We start from the raw sequence: 17,865 nt of genomic DNA on the forward strand, positions 1-17,865 counted from the left end.
GTTACCTAATCGGGCTTTAGCCATTTAACACGGATATCTGCTTTGAAAATAAAACGATTTTTTGCCAAAGATATGCGAACAGCGCTGCTGCAAGTGAAAGAAGAGCTTGGTGCGGAAGCGGTGATCATGTCGAATAAAAAAGTCGCGGGTGGTGTGGAAATCGTTGCCGCTGTGGATGGTGAACAGCCCACCCAGCAAAACAGTGCCAAGCGCTATAATTCGCAGCCTAGACAACAAGGTTACACCCAAGTCACCCCGTCTTTGAACAAATCCTCTCGTGAGTTGGATGATGATCGAGTCAGCCTGCAAAACAGCGCAGATACTGGGCGTTCAATGACCAAACGTTTTGCAAATATGTTAAAGCAGTACAGCGCACCAAGTGGCTCAGATTCGGACTATCACGCCGAAAATGAAGATTCGCTCTCTGCATTATTGCAACGTCAATCAGGTTCATCTAACACTAACTCAGGACACGGTAGTGCAGAGTTACGAGCCGATTCGCCATTAGCGAAGTTAATTGCAGAGGATAGAAGAGCGTCCACCCGTCAAACGCCGAAGCTAGATCCGTCGCGTTATGATCGTTACCCAACGCAAGAGGCGAGTGTTTCGAACCCAGAGCTGGAAAACATGCGTGAAGAGATGACCTCAATACGCCGCCTGTTAGAACATCAAGTGTCAGGATTAATGTGGCAAGAAGTTGAGCGTCGAGAACCTTTGCGTGCCATGCTCATTAAAAGACTTGAGCGCATGGGGGTTTCACAAGAACTGGCTGACCAGCTTGCGTGCTATATCCCAGAAGATACTGCTCCAACTAAAGCTTGGAAGGCACTGCTTGGCTTAGTGGCTGATCAAGTCCCTGTTTCCAAACAAGATATTCTGAAACGTGGTGGTGTGGTTGCGCTATTAGGCCCAACAGGGGTTGGTAAAACCACCACCATTGCTAAACTAGCCGCTCGCGCTGCTATGGAGTATGGCGCTGATAACGTTGCTCTAGTCACCACAGATACCTACCGTATTGGTGCTCATGAACAGCTCTCTATTTATGGCCGAATCATGGGTTGTCCAGTAAGAGTTGCTAAAGATTCCAGTGAGTTAGCCGATGTAATATATCAGCTAAGAAATCGGCGTTTAATTTTAGTTGATACCGCGGGGATGGGGCAGCGTGATGTTCGGTTATCAGAGCAGCTCGATACCCTGATGCAAGAGAGTGGCGAAATCATCCACAGTTACCTTGTTCTGCCTGCAACGGCGCAAAGAAAAGTATTACAAGAAACAATCGAGCACTTTAGAAGGATCCCTCTTTCAGGGTGCATTATGACTAAGCTTGATGAGTCATTGAGCTTAGGGGAATTTGTGAGTGTCGTGGTTCAAAACGCACTGCCCGTTGCTTACATCGCGAATGGCCAGCGTGTACCAGAAGATATTGTGATTGCCCAGCCGAAGTACATGGTTGCAAAGGCAAACGAATTGCTAGAGAAGTCGACAGAGAATGAACCTCACTATTGGAGCAGCGACTCCGAGAGATTCTAGGCGGCGGACAAATATGGCGAATAATATGATATATGACCAAGCGAGCGGTTTACGCCGCTTAACTCAACCGTCACTGACCAAAGTCATATCTGTGACTGGTGGTAAAGGTGGTGTGGGTAAATCTCACGTGACACTCGGCATGGCGATCTGCATGGCTCGTCAAGGCAAAAAAGTCATGGTGTTGGATGCAGACTTAGGTTTAGCTAACGTGGATGTGATGCTTGGCATACGCCCGAAGCGAAACTTAGGGCATGTACTGGCTGGCGAGTGTGAACTCAAAGATGCCATCGTCGAGGGGCCTTTTGGGATACGAATAATTCCAGCGACCTCGGGCACACAGTCGATGACAGAGTTGTCACACGCCCAACATGTTGGTTTAATACGCGCCTTTGGCAGTTTAGAAGATGAGATGGATATTCTGCTCATCGATACAGCCGCAGGTATTTCTGATATGGTCGTGAGCTTCTGTCGCGCCGCACAAGATGTAGTGATCGTGGTATGTGACGAACCGACATCCATCACCGACGCTTACGCGCTGATCAAGCTCTTAAGTCGTGAACACCAAGTGCAACGTTTTAAAATTGTGGCCAATATGGTGAGAAGTTATCGTGAAGGACGGGAATTATTTGCTAAATTAACTTTAGTGACAGAAAGATTCCTAAATGTGAGCCTTGAACTTGTTGCTTGCATACCTTTGGATGATAAAGTGCGACAAGCAGTAAAAAAACAAAAAATAGTGGTCGATGCGTTTCCACGGTCACCTGCGGCACTGGCAATCAGCTCGTTGGCAAGTAAAGCGTTAACGTGGCCAATTCCAAGAACGCCGACAGGCCATCTGGAATTTTTTGTCGAGCGTTTGCTAAATAGAACAGAAAGTGTAGGGGAACCATTCGGTGAATAAAGCGCTTACTTATGACCAACACGGAAACCTAAAGAGCCAACAAGCATTTTTAGAAAAATACTCTGTATTGGTTAAGCGTATTGCACACCATTTAGCAGGTCGCCTGCCACCAAACGTATTGGTCGAAGATCTAATACAAGCCGGTATGATAGGCCTACTTGAAGCACAAAAAAATTATGATGGGAGTAAAGGTGCAAGCTTTGAAACCTACGCAGGAATTCGAATTCGTGGAGCTATGCTCGACGATATTCGGCGTGGTGATTGGGTTCCACGCTCGGTTCATAAACACAACCGAGAGATAACCCATGCAATTTCAGTTCTAGAAGGTGAGCTAAACCGAAACCCAACTGATACAGAAGTTGCGAAGTATTTAGGCATGTCGCTGGATCAGTACCATACTGTATTAACTGACATTAATTGCTCACGGATTGTCGGAATCGAAGATTTAGGTATTTCTGATGATGCAATTTCTCCTCTGGATGACGATGAAGACAACTCGCCATTTAAGGGAGTCGCCGATGAATCGTTTCGTAAAGCATTGGTTGAATCAATAAAATCACTTCCAGAACGTGAAGCTTTGGTACTTTCGCTCTATTATGATGAAGAGCTAAACTTAAAAGAAATTGGTGAAGTTCTAGGTGTTAGCGAATCCCGCGTTAGCCAGATACTAAGCCAATCTATGCAGCGACTAAGAACGAAGTTAAGTTCTTGGACGCAAAATGACTAATATCACTGATTTCGAGCTCAGTGGAGGCAATTTTGAATAAAAACATGAAGATCCTTATTGTTGACGACTTTTCAACAATGCGCCGTATTGTTAAGAATCTACTTCGTGATTTGGGCTTCAATAATACCCAAGAAGCAGATGATGGCCTGACAGCGTTGCCTATGCTAAAGAAAGGTGATTTTGAGTTTGTGGTTACAGACTGGAATATGCCGGGCATGCAAGGCATCGATTTGTTGAAAAATATCCGAGCAGACGCAGAACTTAAGCATCTGCCTGTTCTGATGATCACCGCAGAAGCAAAACGCGAACAAATCATCGAGGCAGCTCAAGCAGGTGTGAATGGTTATATCGTAAAACCTTTTACTGCTGCTACGCTTAAAGAAAAACTGGATAAAATTTTCGAGCGTTTATAAAGCGTGTGGTCACAGACAAAAGGTGCTCTATTCATTTATGCGCGAAAAGGCTAATCGATGATTTCATTAGAACAAGCAAAAGAACTCGTTCAGCTACTGGAAAATGGACAGCAAGATCAGGCGAATCAACTCTTTAAAGAGACCTACGACAAAGCAAGCAATCCAATGCTGCAAGAAATAGGCACTTTGACAAGGGAACTGCATGAATCGCTCAAACAGTTCAACCTTGATGAACGGATGGCTGAGATTGCAAATGACGAAATTCCAGATGCAAGGGATCGTCTTCAATACGTAATTGATAAAACGGAAGTGGCTGCGAATAAAACAATGGATGCAGTGGATCGATGTATGCCGATCGCTGACAGCCTTCACGAAGGTCTGTTAAAAGTGCGTCCACAATGGAATGAGTTGATGCATGGACGTATTGATCTCATTGAGTTTAAAGCACTTTGTCACCGTATTGATGATCTACTATCACAAGTTGAAGGCAACAGCAGCGAATTGCGAGGTCAGCTAACTGAGATATTGATGGCTCAAGACTTTCAAGATCTCACTGGCCAAATAATTCGGCGTGTTATTACGCTGGTTAATGAAGTTGAGAAACGCCTAGTTGAGATTCTCACTGCCTTTGGGGCTAACCAAATAGAACAAAAAACAGACAAGAAGAACCCATCTATCGAACCTGAAGGTCCTATTTTGAACCCTCATGAAAGAGCCGATGCGGTTTCATCTCAAGACGAAGTCGATGATTTGTTATCGAGTCTTGGTTTTTAGGGGTAACGTATGAGCTACGAATTAGACGACGACATTCTTCAGGACTTTTTGGTTGAAGCAGGTGAAATTCTCGAATTGCTCTCAGAGCAATTGGTTGAACTTGAGAACAACCCCGAAGACAGGGAGTTATTAAATGCGATTTTCCGCGGTTTCCATACCGTTAAAGGTGGGGCCGGGTTTCTTGCCCTCACCGAGCTGGTTGAGACGTGCCACGGTGCCGAGAACGTATTTGATATCTTACGCAATGGCCAAAGAAGTGTAACATCGAGCTTGATGGATACGATGTTACGAGCTTTAGACACCGTTAACGCACAGTTTCGCGCTGTTCAAGATCAAGAACCCTTAGAGCCTGCAGATCCCGCTCTACTCGATGAACTTCATAAATTGTGTCGTCCTGCTTCTGAAGATGAAATTGACGAAGTGGAGCCTGTTATTGCTGAAGTTGAAGTCGAGGAAGAGGCCGCTATCGAAGCGCCTGAACCGGAAGTCATTCAACCAGTGGCCTCAAAGGCTGTCGCGTCAAATTCTATCGATGAAATCACGCAAGATGAATTTGAAAAACTGTTAGACGAACTACATGGCAAGGGCACCGCGCCTAATGCTCATTCTGAAAATGCCGCACCGGCGGCCCCAGCGCCTAAAGCCCCAAGTGCATCAGTGGCTGCTAGTGGTGACATTACGGATGACGAATTTGAAAAGCTGCTTGATGAACTGCACGGCGTAGGCAAAGCTCCAACCGTTGAACCCGCTCCTGAGGTTACAGCGAAACCAACTACTCCGCCTAAATCAACAGCGGCACCTAAAGCTTCTGCTGGTGGTGGCGATGATTTGATGACGGACGAGGAGTTTGAAAAGCTTCTTGACGAACTGCATGGCTCAGGAAAAGGGCCATTGCCAGAAGAGTTGGAAATGGCAACCAGACCTGCTTCTGAAAATGTGAAGCCAGCAGAGCCTGTAAAACCAACAGAGACCGCAAAACCGAAAGCTGAAGCGGCGAAACCTACACCTGCTCCTCAGCCTAAAGTAACGGCTCCAGCCACCTCTTCCCCTGCGAAAGCTCCGGTTGCAGTGGCTGAGAAAAAAGAAGTATCAGCACCTGCTGTGGCTAAAAAAGCGCAAACTCAGCCGGAAACAACAGTCCGTGTTGATACATCAACGCTCGACATCATTATGAACATGATTGGCGAATTGGTGCTAGTGCGTAACCGCTTGCTGAGTTTAGGGCTTAATAGCAACGACGAAGAGATGGCAAAAGCGGTGGCTAACCTTGATGTAGTTACCGCGGATTTGCAAGGCGCGGTCATGAAAACGCGCATGCAACCGATTAAGAAAGTGTTCGGCCGTTTCCCTCGCGTGGTTCGAGACCTTGCACGTACCCTGAAAAAAGACATCGTGCTTGAAATGCGGGGCGAAGAAACAGACCTTGATAAAAACTTGGTCGAAGCGCTTGCAGACCCATTGATCCACTTAGTGCGCAACTCAGTTGACCACGGCATTGAAATGCCTGATGTGCGTAGCAAATCTGGAAAGCCAAGCACGGGTAAAATCATACTCTCAGCTTCGCAAGAAGGTGATCATATTGAGCTAGCTATCGTCGATGATGGCGGCGGTATGGACCCAGATAAGCTGCGTAGTATTGCGGTTAAACGAGGCATGATGGATGAAGATGCGGCGTCGCGTCTCTCCAATAAAGAGTGTTTTAACTTAATCTTCATGGCGGGATTCTCCAGTAAAGAGCAAATTTCAGACATTTCTGGTCGTGGTGTTGGGATGGATGTTGTAAAAACAGCCATCAATACACTCAATGGTTCAATTGACATCGATTCTGAGATGGGCAAAGGGACTAAGATTACGATCAAAGTGCCGCTAACACTCGCTATCTTACCGACATTGATGGTTGGGGTCGCAGGGCATCCATTTGCTCTACCGCTTGCGAGCGTGAATGAAATCTTCCATCTTGATCTTAGCCGGACGAACGTTGTTGATGGACAACTGACCATCATAGTACGTAAAAAATCGATACCACTCTTCTACTTACAGAATTGGCTAGCACCTAAAGCGGGTAAAATAGAACTGCGTAAAGGTCATGGACATGTTGTTATTGTTCAGATTGGTAGCCAGCGAGTTGGTTTTGTGGTTGATACCTTAATTGGCCAAGAAGAAGTGGTAATCAAACCACTAGATAAGCTTCTTCAAAAAACACCGGGTATGGCTGGGGCAACGATTACCAGCGATGGACATATTGCACTAATACTAGATGTGCCAGATTTGCTTAAGCAGTATGCTGCTGCTTCCCGCATTTAAATGAGCACACAATATAAGGACACCCATGGCGATTAGAGTATTAGTCGTTGATGATTCGAGCTTTTTTAGACGGCGTGTGAGTGAAATTATTAACTCTGACACCCGTCTAGAAGTGATTGATGTTGCAACTAACGGTAAAGAAGCCGTAGAAAAAGCGAGAATCTTAAAGCCTGATGTCATCACAATGGATATTGAGATGCCAGTTATGGATGGCATTACTGCTGTCCGTGAAATTATGGCTGCGAACCCGATCCCAATCTTGATGTTCTCATCGCTGACTCATGATGGTGCCAAAGCAACGCTAGATGCTTTAGATGCTGGAGCGTTAGATTTCTTACCGAAAAAGTTTGAAGATATTGCCCGTAACCGTGATGAGGCTGTCGCTTTATTACAACAACGGGTTATTCAAATCGCGTCGAAAAAAGGGATGCTGAGAAGACCTTTGGTTTCACGCCCAGTGCCGAGCACATCGTCGCCGTTTTCCAATAGAACAGCGGCTACAACGGCGAGTTCCCCTGCGCCGAAATCAATGGGCACATTGGCTCGCTTTAAAGCTACAGGTAAAAAATATCAGTTGACCGCTATCGGTACCTCTACAGGGGGCCCGGTTGCGTTACAAAAAATATTGACGAAGTTACCTGCGAATTATCCGCATCCGATCGTACTCATTCAACACATGCCAGCCACCTTCACTGCTGCATTTGCAAACCGGCTCAACTCACTGTGTAAAATTGAAGTGAAAGAAGCAGAAGATGGTGATGCATTGCGCCCAGGCGTTGCCTATTTGGCTCCGGGTGGTAAACAGATGATGATTGAGGGCCGTCCGGGTAGTGCTAAATTGCGCATTATCGATGGTGGCGAACGTATGAACTATAAGCCGTGTGTTGATATAACATTCGGTTCTGCGGCGAAGATCTATGCAGATAAAGTGCTGTCAATGATATTGACTGGTATGGGAGCCGATGGTCGTGAAGGGGCTCGAATGTTACAAGCCGCAGGGGCAACCATTTGGGCTCAGGATGAAGAAAGTTGCGTGGTGTATGGTATGCCGCAAGCTGTCGCAAAAGCGGGGATCTCGTCTGAAGATTTACCGTTAGAGCGTATATCAGAACGAATGTTAGTTGAAGTTGGCCTCGCATAAAGGAAGTTCAATGATTGTATGGAGTATTGCAAACCAAAAAGGCGGTGTGGGTAAAACAACCACAACAATTACGCTTGCCGGTTTGCTAAGTCAGCAAGGCAAAAGAGTGCTGTTGGTCGATACTGACCCTCACGCCTCGCTTACTACATACTTAGGTTATGATTCTGATGGCGTGCCCGTCAGCCTGTTTGACCTATTTCAGCAACGTGAGTTAACAGAGCAAAGCGTTACCCCTCTTATCCTAAAAACCGATGTTGAAGGCATTGATCTCATCCCTGCCCATATGTCTCTAGCCACTTTAGATAGAGTCATGGGCAACCGCAGTGGAATGGGGCTGATTTTGAAACGTGCGCTTCTTGCATTGCGCCATAATTATGACTATGTATTGATCGACTGTCCTCCAATCTTAGGGGTAATGATGGTTAATGCATTGGCCGCCAGCGATCGTATCTTAATTCCAGTGCAGACTGAGTTTCTGGCTATGAAAGGGCTCGAAAGGATGATTCGCACCTTAGCCATCATGCAAAAATCTCGTAGTCGATCGTTCAAAGTGACTATCGTACCGACTATGTACGACAAGCGAACCCGGGCTTCTTTGCAAACGCTGAATCAACTTAAAAAAGATTACCCAGAGCAAGTTTGGAGCTCTGCTGTACCTATAGACACCAAGTTTCGTGACGCGAGTTTAAAGCGCTTGCCTGCTTCTCATTTTGCTGAAGGTAGCCGTGGTGTTTTTGCTTATAAACAGTTGCTGATTTATTTAGAGAGGCTAGCTATTGATGAGTAGTGGGCCATTTTTATCCAGTGAACAAGCACTCGATGACTACTTTACAGCGTTACTAGATGAAGAAGCGATTGAACTTGAGCTGAAAGCGGAAGAGCAAAAAGAATTGTCCCTTGCTGAACCTGAGTTAGCGCTTTCGACATCGGTGCAATCTGTACCGGAAAAAAGTTATTACCATGCTGAAGTGGTTGAGTTTGAGCTGCCGAATTTAGATGATGTGCAGCGCTTATTAAGCCAGCTAGAATCAAGTAATCCAGTGGCAGAGTTAGAGCTGGAAGAGATCATGGAGCAAAACACCGTTCAGATCGCTTTAAAAACTCAACCAGTGGCTGAAATTGTTGAAGAGATCCAAGAATGGGATATTCCCGCCGATACTTTGGAAACAGAACCTGAAGTTGAAATTCTGACTGCGGCAGACACTGTTGAAGAATTTGTTGTTGACGTGGAAGTGGTTGAGCAACCGACGGCTGAAGTCGAACTTGAAACGCAAGCGGGCTACTCTGGAATTGGTACATGGCAAAGCACTGCGAGAACACGAGATTTTCAAGTGCTCTATTTTGAAGTGAATGGTGTGACGTTTGCGGTGCCTCTTGATGAACTTGGAGGGATCCACCGTATGGCAACGCTCAATCATTTAATCGGTCGACCTGCTTGGTACCTTGGACTGCAAACGAATAAAGATAATCAGCTAGATGTTGTCGATACGGCAAAATGGGTAATGGCAGAAAAGCTCCATGATGATAGCTACAAAGAAGGTTATCAATACATCGTCATGCTTGGTGACAGTATGTGGGGGTTAGCAAGTACTCAGCTTATGGGTACAGAATTGCTAAGCTCAGAGAAGGTCCGCTGGCGAGAACAGGCAGGCAAAAGGCCGTGGCTTGCTGGAATGGTAAAAGAAAAAATGTGTGCTTTGATCCATGTTGAAGCATTGATAGCTATGCTTAATGCAGGGCTTGATGTAAAAGCACTAGAGAAATAATAATACATTGATGTCGGAATCGACTTAGAGAGGAAAAGGTATGTCTCAGACTAACGAAGTAGAAGTAAGAAAAGACAAGTCTAACGACGAAGTGCTTCAGTGGGTGACGTTCCAACTAGAAGAAGAAACATACGGAATTAATGTAATGCAGGTACGTGAAGTACTCCGCTATACAGAAATTGCACCGGTACCAGGTGCTCCTGATTATGTTCTTGGCATCATTAACCTACGTGGTAATGTTGTGACCGTCATTGATACACGATCTCGTTTTGGCTTAATGCAAGGTGAAATCACGGATAATACACGCATTATTGTGATTGAATCTGAGCGCCAAGTGATTGGTATTTTAGTCGATAGCGTTGCGGAAGTAGTTTACCTACGTTCTTCTGAAATCGATACTACACCAAGTGTTGGTACTGATGAGAGCGCTAAGTTTATCCAAGGCGTGAGCAACCGTGACGGTAAGCTATTGATCCTTGTTGACCTGAATAAACTGCTAACTGAAGACGAGTGGGACGAGATGGTCCACCTATAATGAGCGAAGTTATGTTGTTCAGTGCTCCTGTTATTCTTATAGGGAGCGCGGTTTTTGTTGTTGTATTTTTGTTGCTGGTGTTACTTCGTGTACGTCAGGGACTTGCCCAACAGATTGATCACCAAAGACAACAAGCCCGATCGTTAGATAAGGAGTTGCAAAAGGCGAATAGACAGCTGTTGGAAATACGCTCAGTTGCTATTGGTCTTGGCCAAAAAGTGACGGATCAGCAGGATCTCATCCAGCATTTAAACGAGCGAATTACTGAATTGGAACATGTTGATACGGATGGGCGTTTATACAGCCGAGCGACAAAAATGGTCCAACTCGGTGCTGACATCAATGAGCTTATTAAAGAGTGTGAGCTACCTAAAGCTGAAGCTGAGTTGATGATGTCCTTGCAGAAGAAAATTGCAGGGCATGAAAGCATCCCGCCACTGAGTAGTCACCCGGAAGGTCGCGAGCCGGTGCAAAGTACGAGGCGACCTGCAAAAAAATAGTCGAAAGAGCGAAACTAGAGAGGGAAGCCAATGGCTTCCCTCTCTAGTTTTGAATGTGGCTAAATGTAGCCATAAAGTAGTAAATGAGACAGAAAATAATTAAAAATTAACAGTTTCTTACCTAGTTTCGTGACTGGTAATAGTCTTATTATGTTTTGTCTTAGGTGTGGTGTGCTAATATAGCGGCTCAAATTTCTCGATTTAGATGCACATGCTTGAAGTAAATAACCTGACCGCAATTCGTGATGAAAGAGTTCTGTTTGAAGCACTTAGCTTTGTGATTCATGCTGGCGAATTGGTGCAGATTGAAGGACGGAACGGCACAGGTAAAACGACCTTACTACGAATTATTACCGGGTTAGGTGATAGAGAGGATGGTTCTATTTTGTGGAATGGCATGAATATTGAGTCTAATCGTGATGATTACCACCAAGATTTACTGTTTCTTGGTCATCAAACTGGGGTTAAGCGCGATTTGACGGCATTCGAGAATCTTCATTTTTATCAATCAGTGCATAATGCAGAATCGTCTTCTCAAGAGATATATCAAGCCTTGGCTAAAGTGGGTTTAGCTGGCCGAGAAGACGTGGCTGCAGGCCAGCTTTCTGCCGGACAACAGCGCCGAGTTGCGCTGGCTCGTTTGTGGCTCAGTCAACAAAAGTTGTGGATTTTAGATGAACCGTTAACTGCGATTGATAAGCAGGGTGTCAAAGTGTTGGAAGCCTTATTTCTAGCGCATGCGCAACAAGGTGGCATTGTTGTATTGACCACACACCAAGATATGTTTGCTAACTATCCGCAATTGCGAAAAATTAAATTGGGGCATGAGTCATGATCGTGACCATGGGGATGATCATCCGTCGTGAATTATTGATCGCCTTTCGACGTCAAGCCGATATTTTTAATCCACTGTGGTTTTTTATCATAGTGATCACCCTATTCCCGCTGAGTATCGGCCCAGAGCCTGCTTTGCTCGCCCGTATCGCTGCAGGTATTGTTTGGGTTGCGGCGTTACTGTCGGCGCTACTATCACTTGAGCGTCTGTTTCGCGATGATTTTCAAGACGGGTCACTTGAACAAATGATGCTGATCCCAGTGCCATTACCCATAGTCGTTATTTCAAAAGTCGTGGCTCATTGGTTATTGACTGGACTGCCTTTAATTTTAATTAGCCCATTGTTAGCCGTATTATTGTCATTAGATTTTAATACGTGGCTTGCAGTTGTATTGACTTTGTTCATTGGCACGCCAACGTTGAGTTTTATCGGTGCTATTGGTGTTGCATTGACCGTAGGCTTGCAAAAAGGTGGCGTGTTGCTGAGCCTACTGGTCTTACCCTTGTATATCCCGATTTTAATCTTCGCTACATCAGCTATTGATGCAGCATCGCTTGGCATGCTCTACAACGGTCAATTGGCTGTTTTGGGGGCAATGTTTATGGGCGCGATAACATTAACTCCATTTGCTATTAGCGCAGCATTGAGAGTCAGCGTTAACTAAATTAAGTACGAACGATATTTTCAGCAATGCATTTGAGCGTTGCGTATCAACAACACAATAAACTGAGCAGACACATGCTCAGAAGCAATGAAGTAAGAGTGAGACAATACAATGTGGAAATGGCTCCATCCCTATGCAAAGCCTGAATCCGCCTATCGGCTATGTGGAAAGTTCCTGCCTTGGTTTGCAGGGCTCGCTATCTTATGCCTGGTAGTCGGTAATATCCTTGGTTTAGCTTATGCTCCGGCAGACTATCAACAAGGCGACAGCTTCAGAATCATTTACATTCATGTCCCTTCCGCCATTTGGTCAATGGGCATTTATATGTCGATGGCGATTGCGGCTTTCATTGGTCTAGTTTGGCAATTAAAACTGTCAGACATGGCCGCTGCTGCAATGGCGCCCATCGGTGCGGTATTTACGTTTATTGCGTTAATTACTGGAGCAATTTGGGGCAAACCGATGTGGGGTACCTGGTGGGTATGGGATGCTCGTCTGACGTCTGAGCTCATTTTACTGTTTCTCTATTTGGGAGTGATTGCGCTTTACCACGCTTTCGATGATCAAAAAACAGCCGCAAAAGCCGCAGGTCTGCTGGCCATCGTTGGTGTGATCAATCTACCTATCATTCATTTCTCCGTTGAGTGGTGGAATACCCTGCATCAAGGTGCCACGATTACTAAATTTGAAAAGCCTTCCATATCCAGTGACATGTTGTGGCCATTGCTGCTCAATATTTTTGGTTTTGCTTTCTTTTTTGCTGCGGTCACTATGGTCCGCTTACGCAATGAAATTATCAGTAAAGAGAGCCATCGCCCTTGGGTTATCGAATTGGCAACCCTTCAAACACAGAAAGGTAACTGATCATGCATTTTGACTCTTTGAGTGATTTCTTGGCGATGGGCGGTTACTCCGCCTATGTATGGAGTGCATTTGGCATTACCTTTTTATCCATGTTTATTTTACTGATGCTCAGCATCAAGCGTGGCAAAACCTTGTTGCAAGATGTGCAAGCAAAGGTTGAACGCCAAGCCAGAATTGATGCTGCAAAGCATATGGAGAACACCTTATGACCCCAAGACGTAAAAAAAGACTCACCATTATTTTGGCATTGATTATTGGGGCTGGTGCCACCATTGGTTTGATGTTGTATGCACTCAATCAAAATATGGACCTTTTCTATACGCCGACCGAGCTTGTACACGGTAAACCCGATGGGATAAAACCAGAAGTGGGTCAACGGCTACGCATTGGCGGCATGGTGGTGGTGGGCTCTGTGAAAAGAGATCCGGATTCACTAAAAGTAAGATTTCAGCTCCACGATGTTGGTCCAAATGTGATGGTCGAATATGAAGGCATCTTACCCGACTTGTTTAGAGAAGGTCAGGGTATTGTTGCGCAAGGCGTATTGAAAGATGCCACTACAGTAGAAGCGTTTGAAGTGCTAGCCAAGCATGATGAAAACTATATGCCACCGGAAATTGCTGAAGCAATGAAGAAAACGCATGAGCCGTTAACCTATAGCTCGGAACAAAAACAAGGAAGTGCTCAATGATTGTTGAAATAGGACATTTTGCCCTTATTGTTTCACTTGGGCTTGCCATATTACTCAGCTTACTTCCACTTGTTGGTGCTTCTAAAAACAATACCATGCTGATGAATACTGCGCGGCCATTAGCATGGGGAATGTTTTCATTGCTATTGGTCTCATTTAGCATTTTGCTGTGGGCATTTTATGTCAATGACTTCACGGTACAATACGTGGCGAGTAATTCGAATAGTCAATTACCCTGGTATTACCGTCTAACAGCGGTGTGGGGGGCGCATGAAGGTTCATTATTGCTGTGGGTTTTAATTCAAGCGGGATGGACTGTGGCGGTGGCTACCTTTAGCCGTGGTATGCCTCAAGAATCTGTGGCGCGAGTCTTATCTGTTATGGGGCTGATCAGCGTTGGATTCTTGCTGTTTGTCATCGTGACTTCGAATCCATTTTTACGCACCTTACCCTATTTCCCAATTGATGGTCGTGACTTAAACCCGCTGCTACAAGATCCTGGGCTAATCATTCACCCACCCATGTTATACATGGGATATGTTGGTTTTTCAGTCGCATTCTCATTTGCGATAGCCTCTTTGATGACTGGGCGTTTGGATACTGCATGGGCCCGTTGGTCTCGTCCTTGGACAACTGCGGCGTGGTTATTTTTGACATTAGGTATCGCGCTAGGTTCGTGGTGGGCTTACTACGAACTTGGCTGGGGTGGCTGGTGGTTCTGGGATCCAGTAGAAAACGCGTCGTTTATGCCATGGCTTGCGGGAACGGCATTGATGCACTCACTTGCTGTGACAGAAAAACGTGGCACATTCAAAGCTTGGACAGTGTTACTGGCAATTTCAGCATTTTCGCTCAGTTTACTGGGCACATTCTTAGTGCGATCTGGTATTTTGGTTTCGGTACACGCATTTGCATCCGATCCCGCTCGTGGCCTGTTTATCCTTGGGTTTTTGGTGTTTGTCATCGGTGGCTCACTGCTATTGTTTGCCGTTAAAGGTGCGGCAGTGCGCGTCCGTGGCAATGCTGAATTGATCTCGCGTGAAAATGCGCTGCTCTCCAACAACATCTTATTAATCGCGGCATTGGTGGTGGTGTTGGTTGGCACCTTGTTACCTTTAATCCACAAGCAGATTGGCCTTGGTTCCGTATCAATAGGAGCGCCTTTCTTCAACATGCTGTTTGCATGGCTAATGGTGCCATTTGCATTTTTGCTGGGGATCGGTCCACTGATCCGTTGGAAGCGCGATAATTTTTCCAAGCTTTTGAAACCGATGTTGATTTGTGGCCTGATGGCGTTGATTCTTTCGGCGGTTATGGTGTACCTGCTAGCTGAACGCTTTAGCTTGATGGCATTTATCGGCTGGGTCATGGCGTTTTGGATCATCTTGCTACACGTTGTCGAGTTGCACCAACGTGCGACACATCGTCATAGCTTCATGATAGGGGTGACTAAATTACAACGTAGCCACTGGGCTATGATGTTAGGCCATGTTGGTCTTGCCGTTACTGTGATTGGTATTGCGATGGTGCAAAACTACAGTATCGAGCGTGATGTTCGTCTAGCACCTGGGGAATCTTTTGAAATCCAACAATATAACTTTTATTTCAAAGGGTTAAGAGATAAAGATGGCCCGAACTATGATGGTTATATTGCCGATTTTGAAATTACGCAGGATGGGCAATACGTGAATACACTCCATGCGGAAAAACGCTTTTATCGTACTGCCAAGTCAATGATGACTGAAGCGGCCATCGATCGTGGCATCACTCGCGATTTGTACATTGCAATGGGTGAGCGATTAGAAGATGGTCGTTCATGGGCGATCCGAATTTATTACAAACCATTTGTACGTTGGATCTGGGCTGGTGCTTTATTGATGTCATTAGGTGGTGCGTTAGCCATCAGTGACAAACGCTACCGCTTTAGAAAAAGCTCCCAACAGGAGGCGTAGATGAACAAGAAAATTCTATTTATTCCATTGGTGGCTTTTCTTGGTCTAGTTGCCGTCTTTGTTACTCAGTTGGTCAAAAATACCGAAGGTGATGATCCCACAAAATTGGAGTCGGTTCTGATTGGTAAGTCTGTGCCTGAATTTCGTTTGGAAGATTTAGCCGAACCCGGCAAGCTGTATGACCAAGCGATATTTAAAGGGGAGCCTTTGCTGCTGAACGTCTGGGCAACTTGGTGCCCGACCTGCTATGCCGAACATCAATATCTCAATCGGTTGGCGGGTGATGGTGTAAAAATTATAGGCTTAAATTATAAAGATCAACGAGATAAAGCGGTTCAATGGTTAAATGAGCTAGGTAATCCTTACTTGATCAGCCTGTTCGATGGTAATGGTATGCTAGGGTTAGATCTCGGCGTTTACGGTGCGCCGGAAACCTTTCTCATTGATGCCAACGGCGTTATTCGTTACCGCCATGTGGGGGATGTTAATCCAACCAATTGGCAAACAACTTTGCAACCTATGTATCAGAAACTTCTAGAGGAAGCGAAGTAATGAAGCGTTTTATATTATCGATCATTGCTAGCTTTGCTTTGGTATTTTCTGTGCAATCTGCAATTGAAGTGTACGAGTTTGATAATCCACAGCAAGAGCAGCAATTCAAAGAGTTGAGCAATACATTGCGTTGTCCAAAGTGTCAAAACAATACTATTGCCGACTCAAATGCTGCATTAGCACAGGACTTACGTAATAAAGTCTATGAAATGACCAAACAAGGTAAGTCTGAACAAGACATTGTTGACTACATGATTGCACGTTACGGCAACTTTGTGACCTATAACCCACCGTTGACTTTGGCGACTTCCATCTTATGGCTAGGTCCTTTGAGTGTGGTGTTTCTGGGTTTTGGTTTTATTGTATTACGCAGCAAACGTCGTAAAGCATCAACCGCTCAAAATGGTGAAGTTTGGGATGCCGAAAAGGAAGAGCGATTAAATCAGTTGCTCGCCGAAGACGCGGTTGATGATGAGAAGCATGGAGACAAACAATAATGACGTTTTTTTGGTTATCTACCCTCATTCTGACCTTCTTTGGTTGTGTCTTCATTGCACTGCCGATCCTCAAAAACAGAGCGAACAACGATGCAGCGCTGCGTGACGAATTGAACAAAGCGATCTTTAAAAACCGCCTTGCAGAGTTACACGAAGAGACGCAAGAAGGGTTGGTTGACAGCGAACAAGAGCTGATTGCTGATCTGAAACAGTCGCTATTGGATGATATTCCTGCGCAATCGGTGCAAGGAAATTCTTCACATGTGTCACCGATGGTTGTTTTGATCCCCTCGATTTTATTGGTCGTCATCTTAAGCTATGGCTTTTACCTAAAATTTGGCGCGGCTAGTCAAGTAGAGCAGTGGCAGCAAGTGAACGCTAACTTACCTGCACTCTCAAAAAAAATGATGTCACCAGAAGGTGCTGCCTTAAGTGATGATGAGATGAATGATCTCACACTGGCGCTGCGCACTCGTCTGCATTATCAGCCTCAAGATGCGACCGGGTGGTTGCTGCTTGGACGTATTGGACTTGCTAACAGAGATATAGAAACATCGATTGGCTCAATGAAGAAAGCGTATGCGTTAGATCCAAAAGATGCAGATGTGAAGTTGGGCTATGCGCAAGCATTAATGTTGTCACAAGATGAGCTTGACCAAAATCAAGCACGTGAAATTTTAACGGCATTAGTACAACAAGATTATGTTGATCTACGCGTGTTTTCACTACTTGCGTTTGATGCGTTTGAACGCCAGGATTACCCAGCGGCGATGAAGTATTGGCGATTAATGCAGCAGATGATTGGCCCTGAAGATAGCCGTTATGAGATGCTTTCGCGCAGTATTGAAAGAGCACAAAGCAAAATGCAGCCTAAAGCTATCGATGGGAAAATGGTTCCTGTCACCATCTCACTCGGTGATGGTGTGACTCTTGAACAAAATGCAGTACTCATAGTCTCTGTGCACAGTTCTGATGGTGCACCTATGCCTGTTGCCGCAGCGCGTTATCCACTGACTCAATTCCCTATTAAGGTTGTGTTAGATGATAGCAATAGCATGGTTCAGGGTCGGAAGTTATCCGACCTTGCACAGCTTATTGTTCGAGTACGCTTGGATACGGATGGCAATGTTTCAACCAAACAAGGTGATTGGTTTGGTGAAAGTGCTCCCATGAGCCTCGGTCAACCTGTTGAAGTTGTGATCAATAAGCAGTATTAAT

The 17,865-nt window shown here is 45.3% G+C and carries 20 protein-coding genes; all 20 read left to right on the forward strand.

Features of this window, described 5'->3' with window-relative positions; all coding sequences use genetic code 11:
- Nucleotides 1-42 precede the first annotated feature (42 nt).
- Entirely contained in the window at nt 43-1,530 is a 1,488-nt protein-coding gene (flhF, locus tag DD616_RS09150) for a flagellar biosynthesis GTPase FlhF (RefSeq protein WP_088732741.1), read from the forward strand.
- A gap of 13 nt (nt 1,531-1,543) precedes the next feature.
- Nucleotides 1,544-2,431, forward strand: a complete 888-nt coding sequence (locus DD616_RS09155; RefSeq protein WP_010318888.1) for a MinD/ParA family protein — start codon at nt 1,544-1,546, stop codon at nt 2,429-2,431.
- Nucleotides 2,424-3,158, forward strand: coding sequence for an RNA polymerase sigma factor FliA (locus tag DD616_RS09160; RefSeq protein ID WP_010318887.1), 735 nt, complete (start codon nt 2,424-2,426; stop codon nt 3,156-3,158). Before DD616_RS09155 ends, DD616_RS09160 begins: the two co-directional genes overlap by 8 nt.
- A 44-nt stretch (nt 3,159-3,202) precedes the next feature.
- On the forward strand, nt 3,203-3,571 hold the full coding sequence (gene cheY, locus DD616_RS09165) for a chemotaxis response regulator CheY (RefSeq protein ID WP_033197405.1): 369 nt from the start codon (nt 3,203-3,205) through the stop codon (nt 3,569-3,571).
- A 57-nt stretch (nt 3,572-3,628) separates the two neighbouring features.
- Nucleotides 3,629-4,345 carry a protein phosphatase CheZ gene (locus tag DD616_RS09170; RefSeq protein WP_017045236.1) on the forward strand — a complete coding sequence of 239 codons (717 nt, stop codon included), beginning with the start codon at nt 3,629-3,631 and terminating at the stop codon, nt 4,343-4,345.
- A gap of 9 nt (nt 4,346-4,354) precedes the next feature.
- Nucleotides 4,355-6,649, forward strand: coding sequence for a chemotaxis protein CheA (locus tag DD616_RS09175; protein ID WP_017048523.1), 2,295 nt, complete (start codon nt 4,355-4,357; stop codon nt 6,647-6,649).
- Between the two features lie 25 nt (nt 6,650-6,674).
- Nucleotides 6,675-7,790, forward strand: a complete 1,116-nt coding sequence (locus tag DD616_RS09180) for a protein-glutamate methylesterase/protein-glutamine glutaminase (protein WP_088732740.1) — start codon at nt 6,675-6,677, stop codon at nt 7,788-7,790.
- 10 nt (nt 7,791-7,800) lie between these two features.
- Nucleotides 7,801-8,577: a ParA family protein gene (locus tag DD616_RS09185; protein ID WP_026027244.1), complete on the forward strand. Its 777-nt coding sequence runs from the start codon at nt 7,801-7,803 to the stop codon at nt 8,575-8,577.
- On the forward strand, nt 8,567-9,556 hold the full coding sequence (locus tag DD616_RS09190; RefSeq protein ID WP_088732739.1) for a chemotaxis protein CheW: 990 nt from the start codon (nt 8,567-8,569) through the stop codon (nt 9,554-9,556). The genes DD616_RS09185 and DD616_RS09190 overlap by 11 nt, the downstream gene beginning before the upstream one ends.
- 40 nt (nt 9,557-9,596) lie before the next feature.
- Nucleotides 9,597-10,091: a chemotaxis protein CheW gene (locus tag DD616_RS09195; RefSeq protein ID WP_013856372.1), complete on the forward strand. Its 495-nt coding sequence runs from the start codon at nt 9,597-9,599 to the stop codon at nt 10,089-10,091.
- Nucleotides 10,091-10,591: a DUF2802 domain-containing protein gene (locus DD616_RS09200; protein ID WP_234427317.1), complete on the forward strand. Its 501-nt coding sequence runs from the start codon at nt 10,091-10,093 to the stop codon at nt 10,589-10,591. Before DD616_RS09195 ends, DD616_RS09200 begins: the two co-directional genes overlap by 1 nt.
- Nucleotides 10,592-10,802: 211 nt before the next feature.
- Nucleotides 10,803-11,426: a cytochrome c biogenesis heme-transporting ATPase CcmA gene (ccmA, locus tag DD616_RS09205; protein WP_026027245.1), complete on the forward strand. Its 624-nt coding sequence runs from the start codon at nt 10,803-10,805 to the stop codon at nt 11,424-11,426.
- Nucleotides 11,423-12,091, forward strand: a complete 669-nt coding sequence (gene ccmB, locus DD616_RS09210) for a heme exporter protein CcmB (protein ID WP_013856375.1) — start codon at nt 11,423-11,425, stop codon at nt 12,089-12,091. The genes ccmA and ccmB overlap by 4 nt, the downstream gene beginning before the upstream one ends.
- Nucleotides 12,092-12,202: 111 nt before the next feature.
- A complete protein-coding gene (locus DD616_RS09215; protein WP_019280903.1) occupies nt 12,203-12,955 on the forward strand; it encodes a heme ABC transporter permease in 753 nt (250 codons plus the stop codon).
- A gap of 2 nt (nt 12,956-12,957) precedes the next feature.
- Nucleotides 12,958-13,164: a heme exporter protein CcmD gene (gene ccmD, locus DD616_RS09220; RefSeq protein WP_013856377.1), complete on the forward strand. Its 207-nt coding sequence runs from the start codon at nt 12,958-12,960 to the stop codon at nt 13,162-13,164.
- Nucleotides 13,161-13,646 carry a cytochrome c maturation protein CcmE gene (gene ccmE / locus DD616_RS09225; protein WP_208872193.1) on the forward strand — a complete coding sequence of 162 codons (486 nt, stop codon included), beginning with the start codon at nt 13,161-13,163 and terminating at the stop codon, nt 13,644-13,646. Before ccmD ends, ccmE begins: the two co-directional genes overlap by 4 nt.
- A complete protein-coding gene (locus DD616_RS09230; protein WP_017045241.1) occupies nt 13,643-15,598 on the forward strand; it encodes a heme lyase CcmF/NrfE family subunit in 1,956 nt (651 codons plus the stop codon). The genes ccmE and DD616_RS09230 overlap by 4 nt, the downstream gene beginning before the upstream one ends.
- Nucleotides 15,599-16,150 carry a DsbE family thiol:disulfide interchange protein gene (locus DD616_RS09235; RefSeq protein ID WP_013856380.1) on the forward strand — a complete coding sequence of 184 codons (552 nt, stop codon included), beginning with the start codon at nt 15,599-15,601 and terminating at the stop codon, nt 16,148-16,150.
- Entirely contained in the window at nt 16,150-16,647 is a 498-nt protein-coding gene (locus DD616_RS09240) for a cytochrome c-type biogenesis protein (RefSeq protein WP_017042542.1), read from the forward strand. Before DD616_RS09235 ends, DD616_RS09240 begins: the two co-directional genes overlap by 1 nt.
- Nucleotides 16,647-17,864, forward strand: coding sequence for a c-type cytochrome biogenesis protein CcmI (gene ccmI, locus DD616_RS09245; protein WP_013856382.1), 1,218 nt, complete (start codon nt 16,647-16,649; stop codon nt 17,862-17,864). The genes DD616_RS09240 and ccmI overlap by 1 nt, the downstream gene beginning before the upstream one ends.
- Nucleotide 17,865 lies beyond the last annotated feature (1 nt).

The sequence above is a fragment of the Vibrio anguillarum genome (genome assembly GCF_003390515.1).
Classification (GTDB): domain Bacteria; phylum Pseudomonadota; class Gammaproteobacteria; order Enterobacterales; family Vibrionaceae; genus Vibrio; species Vibrio anguillarum.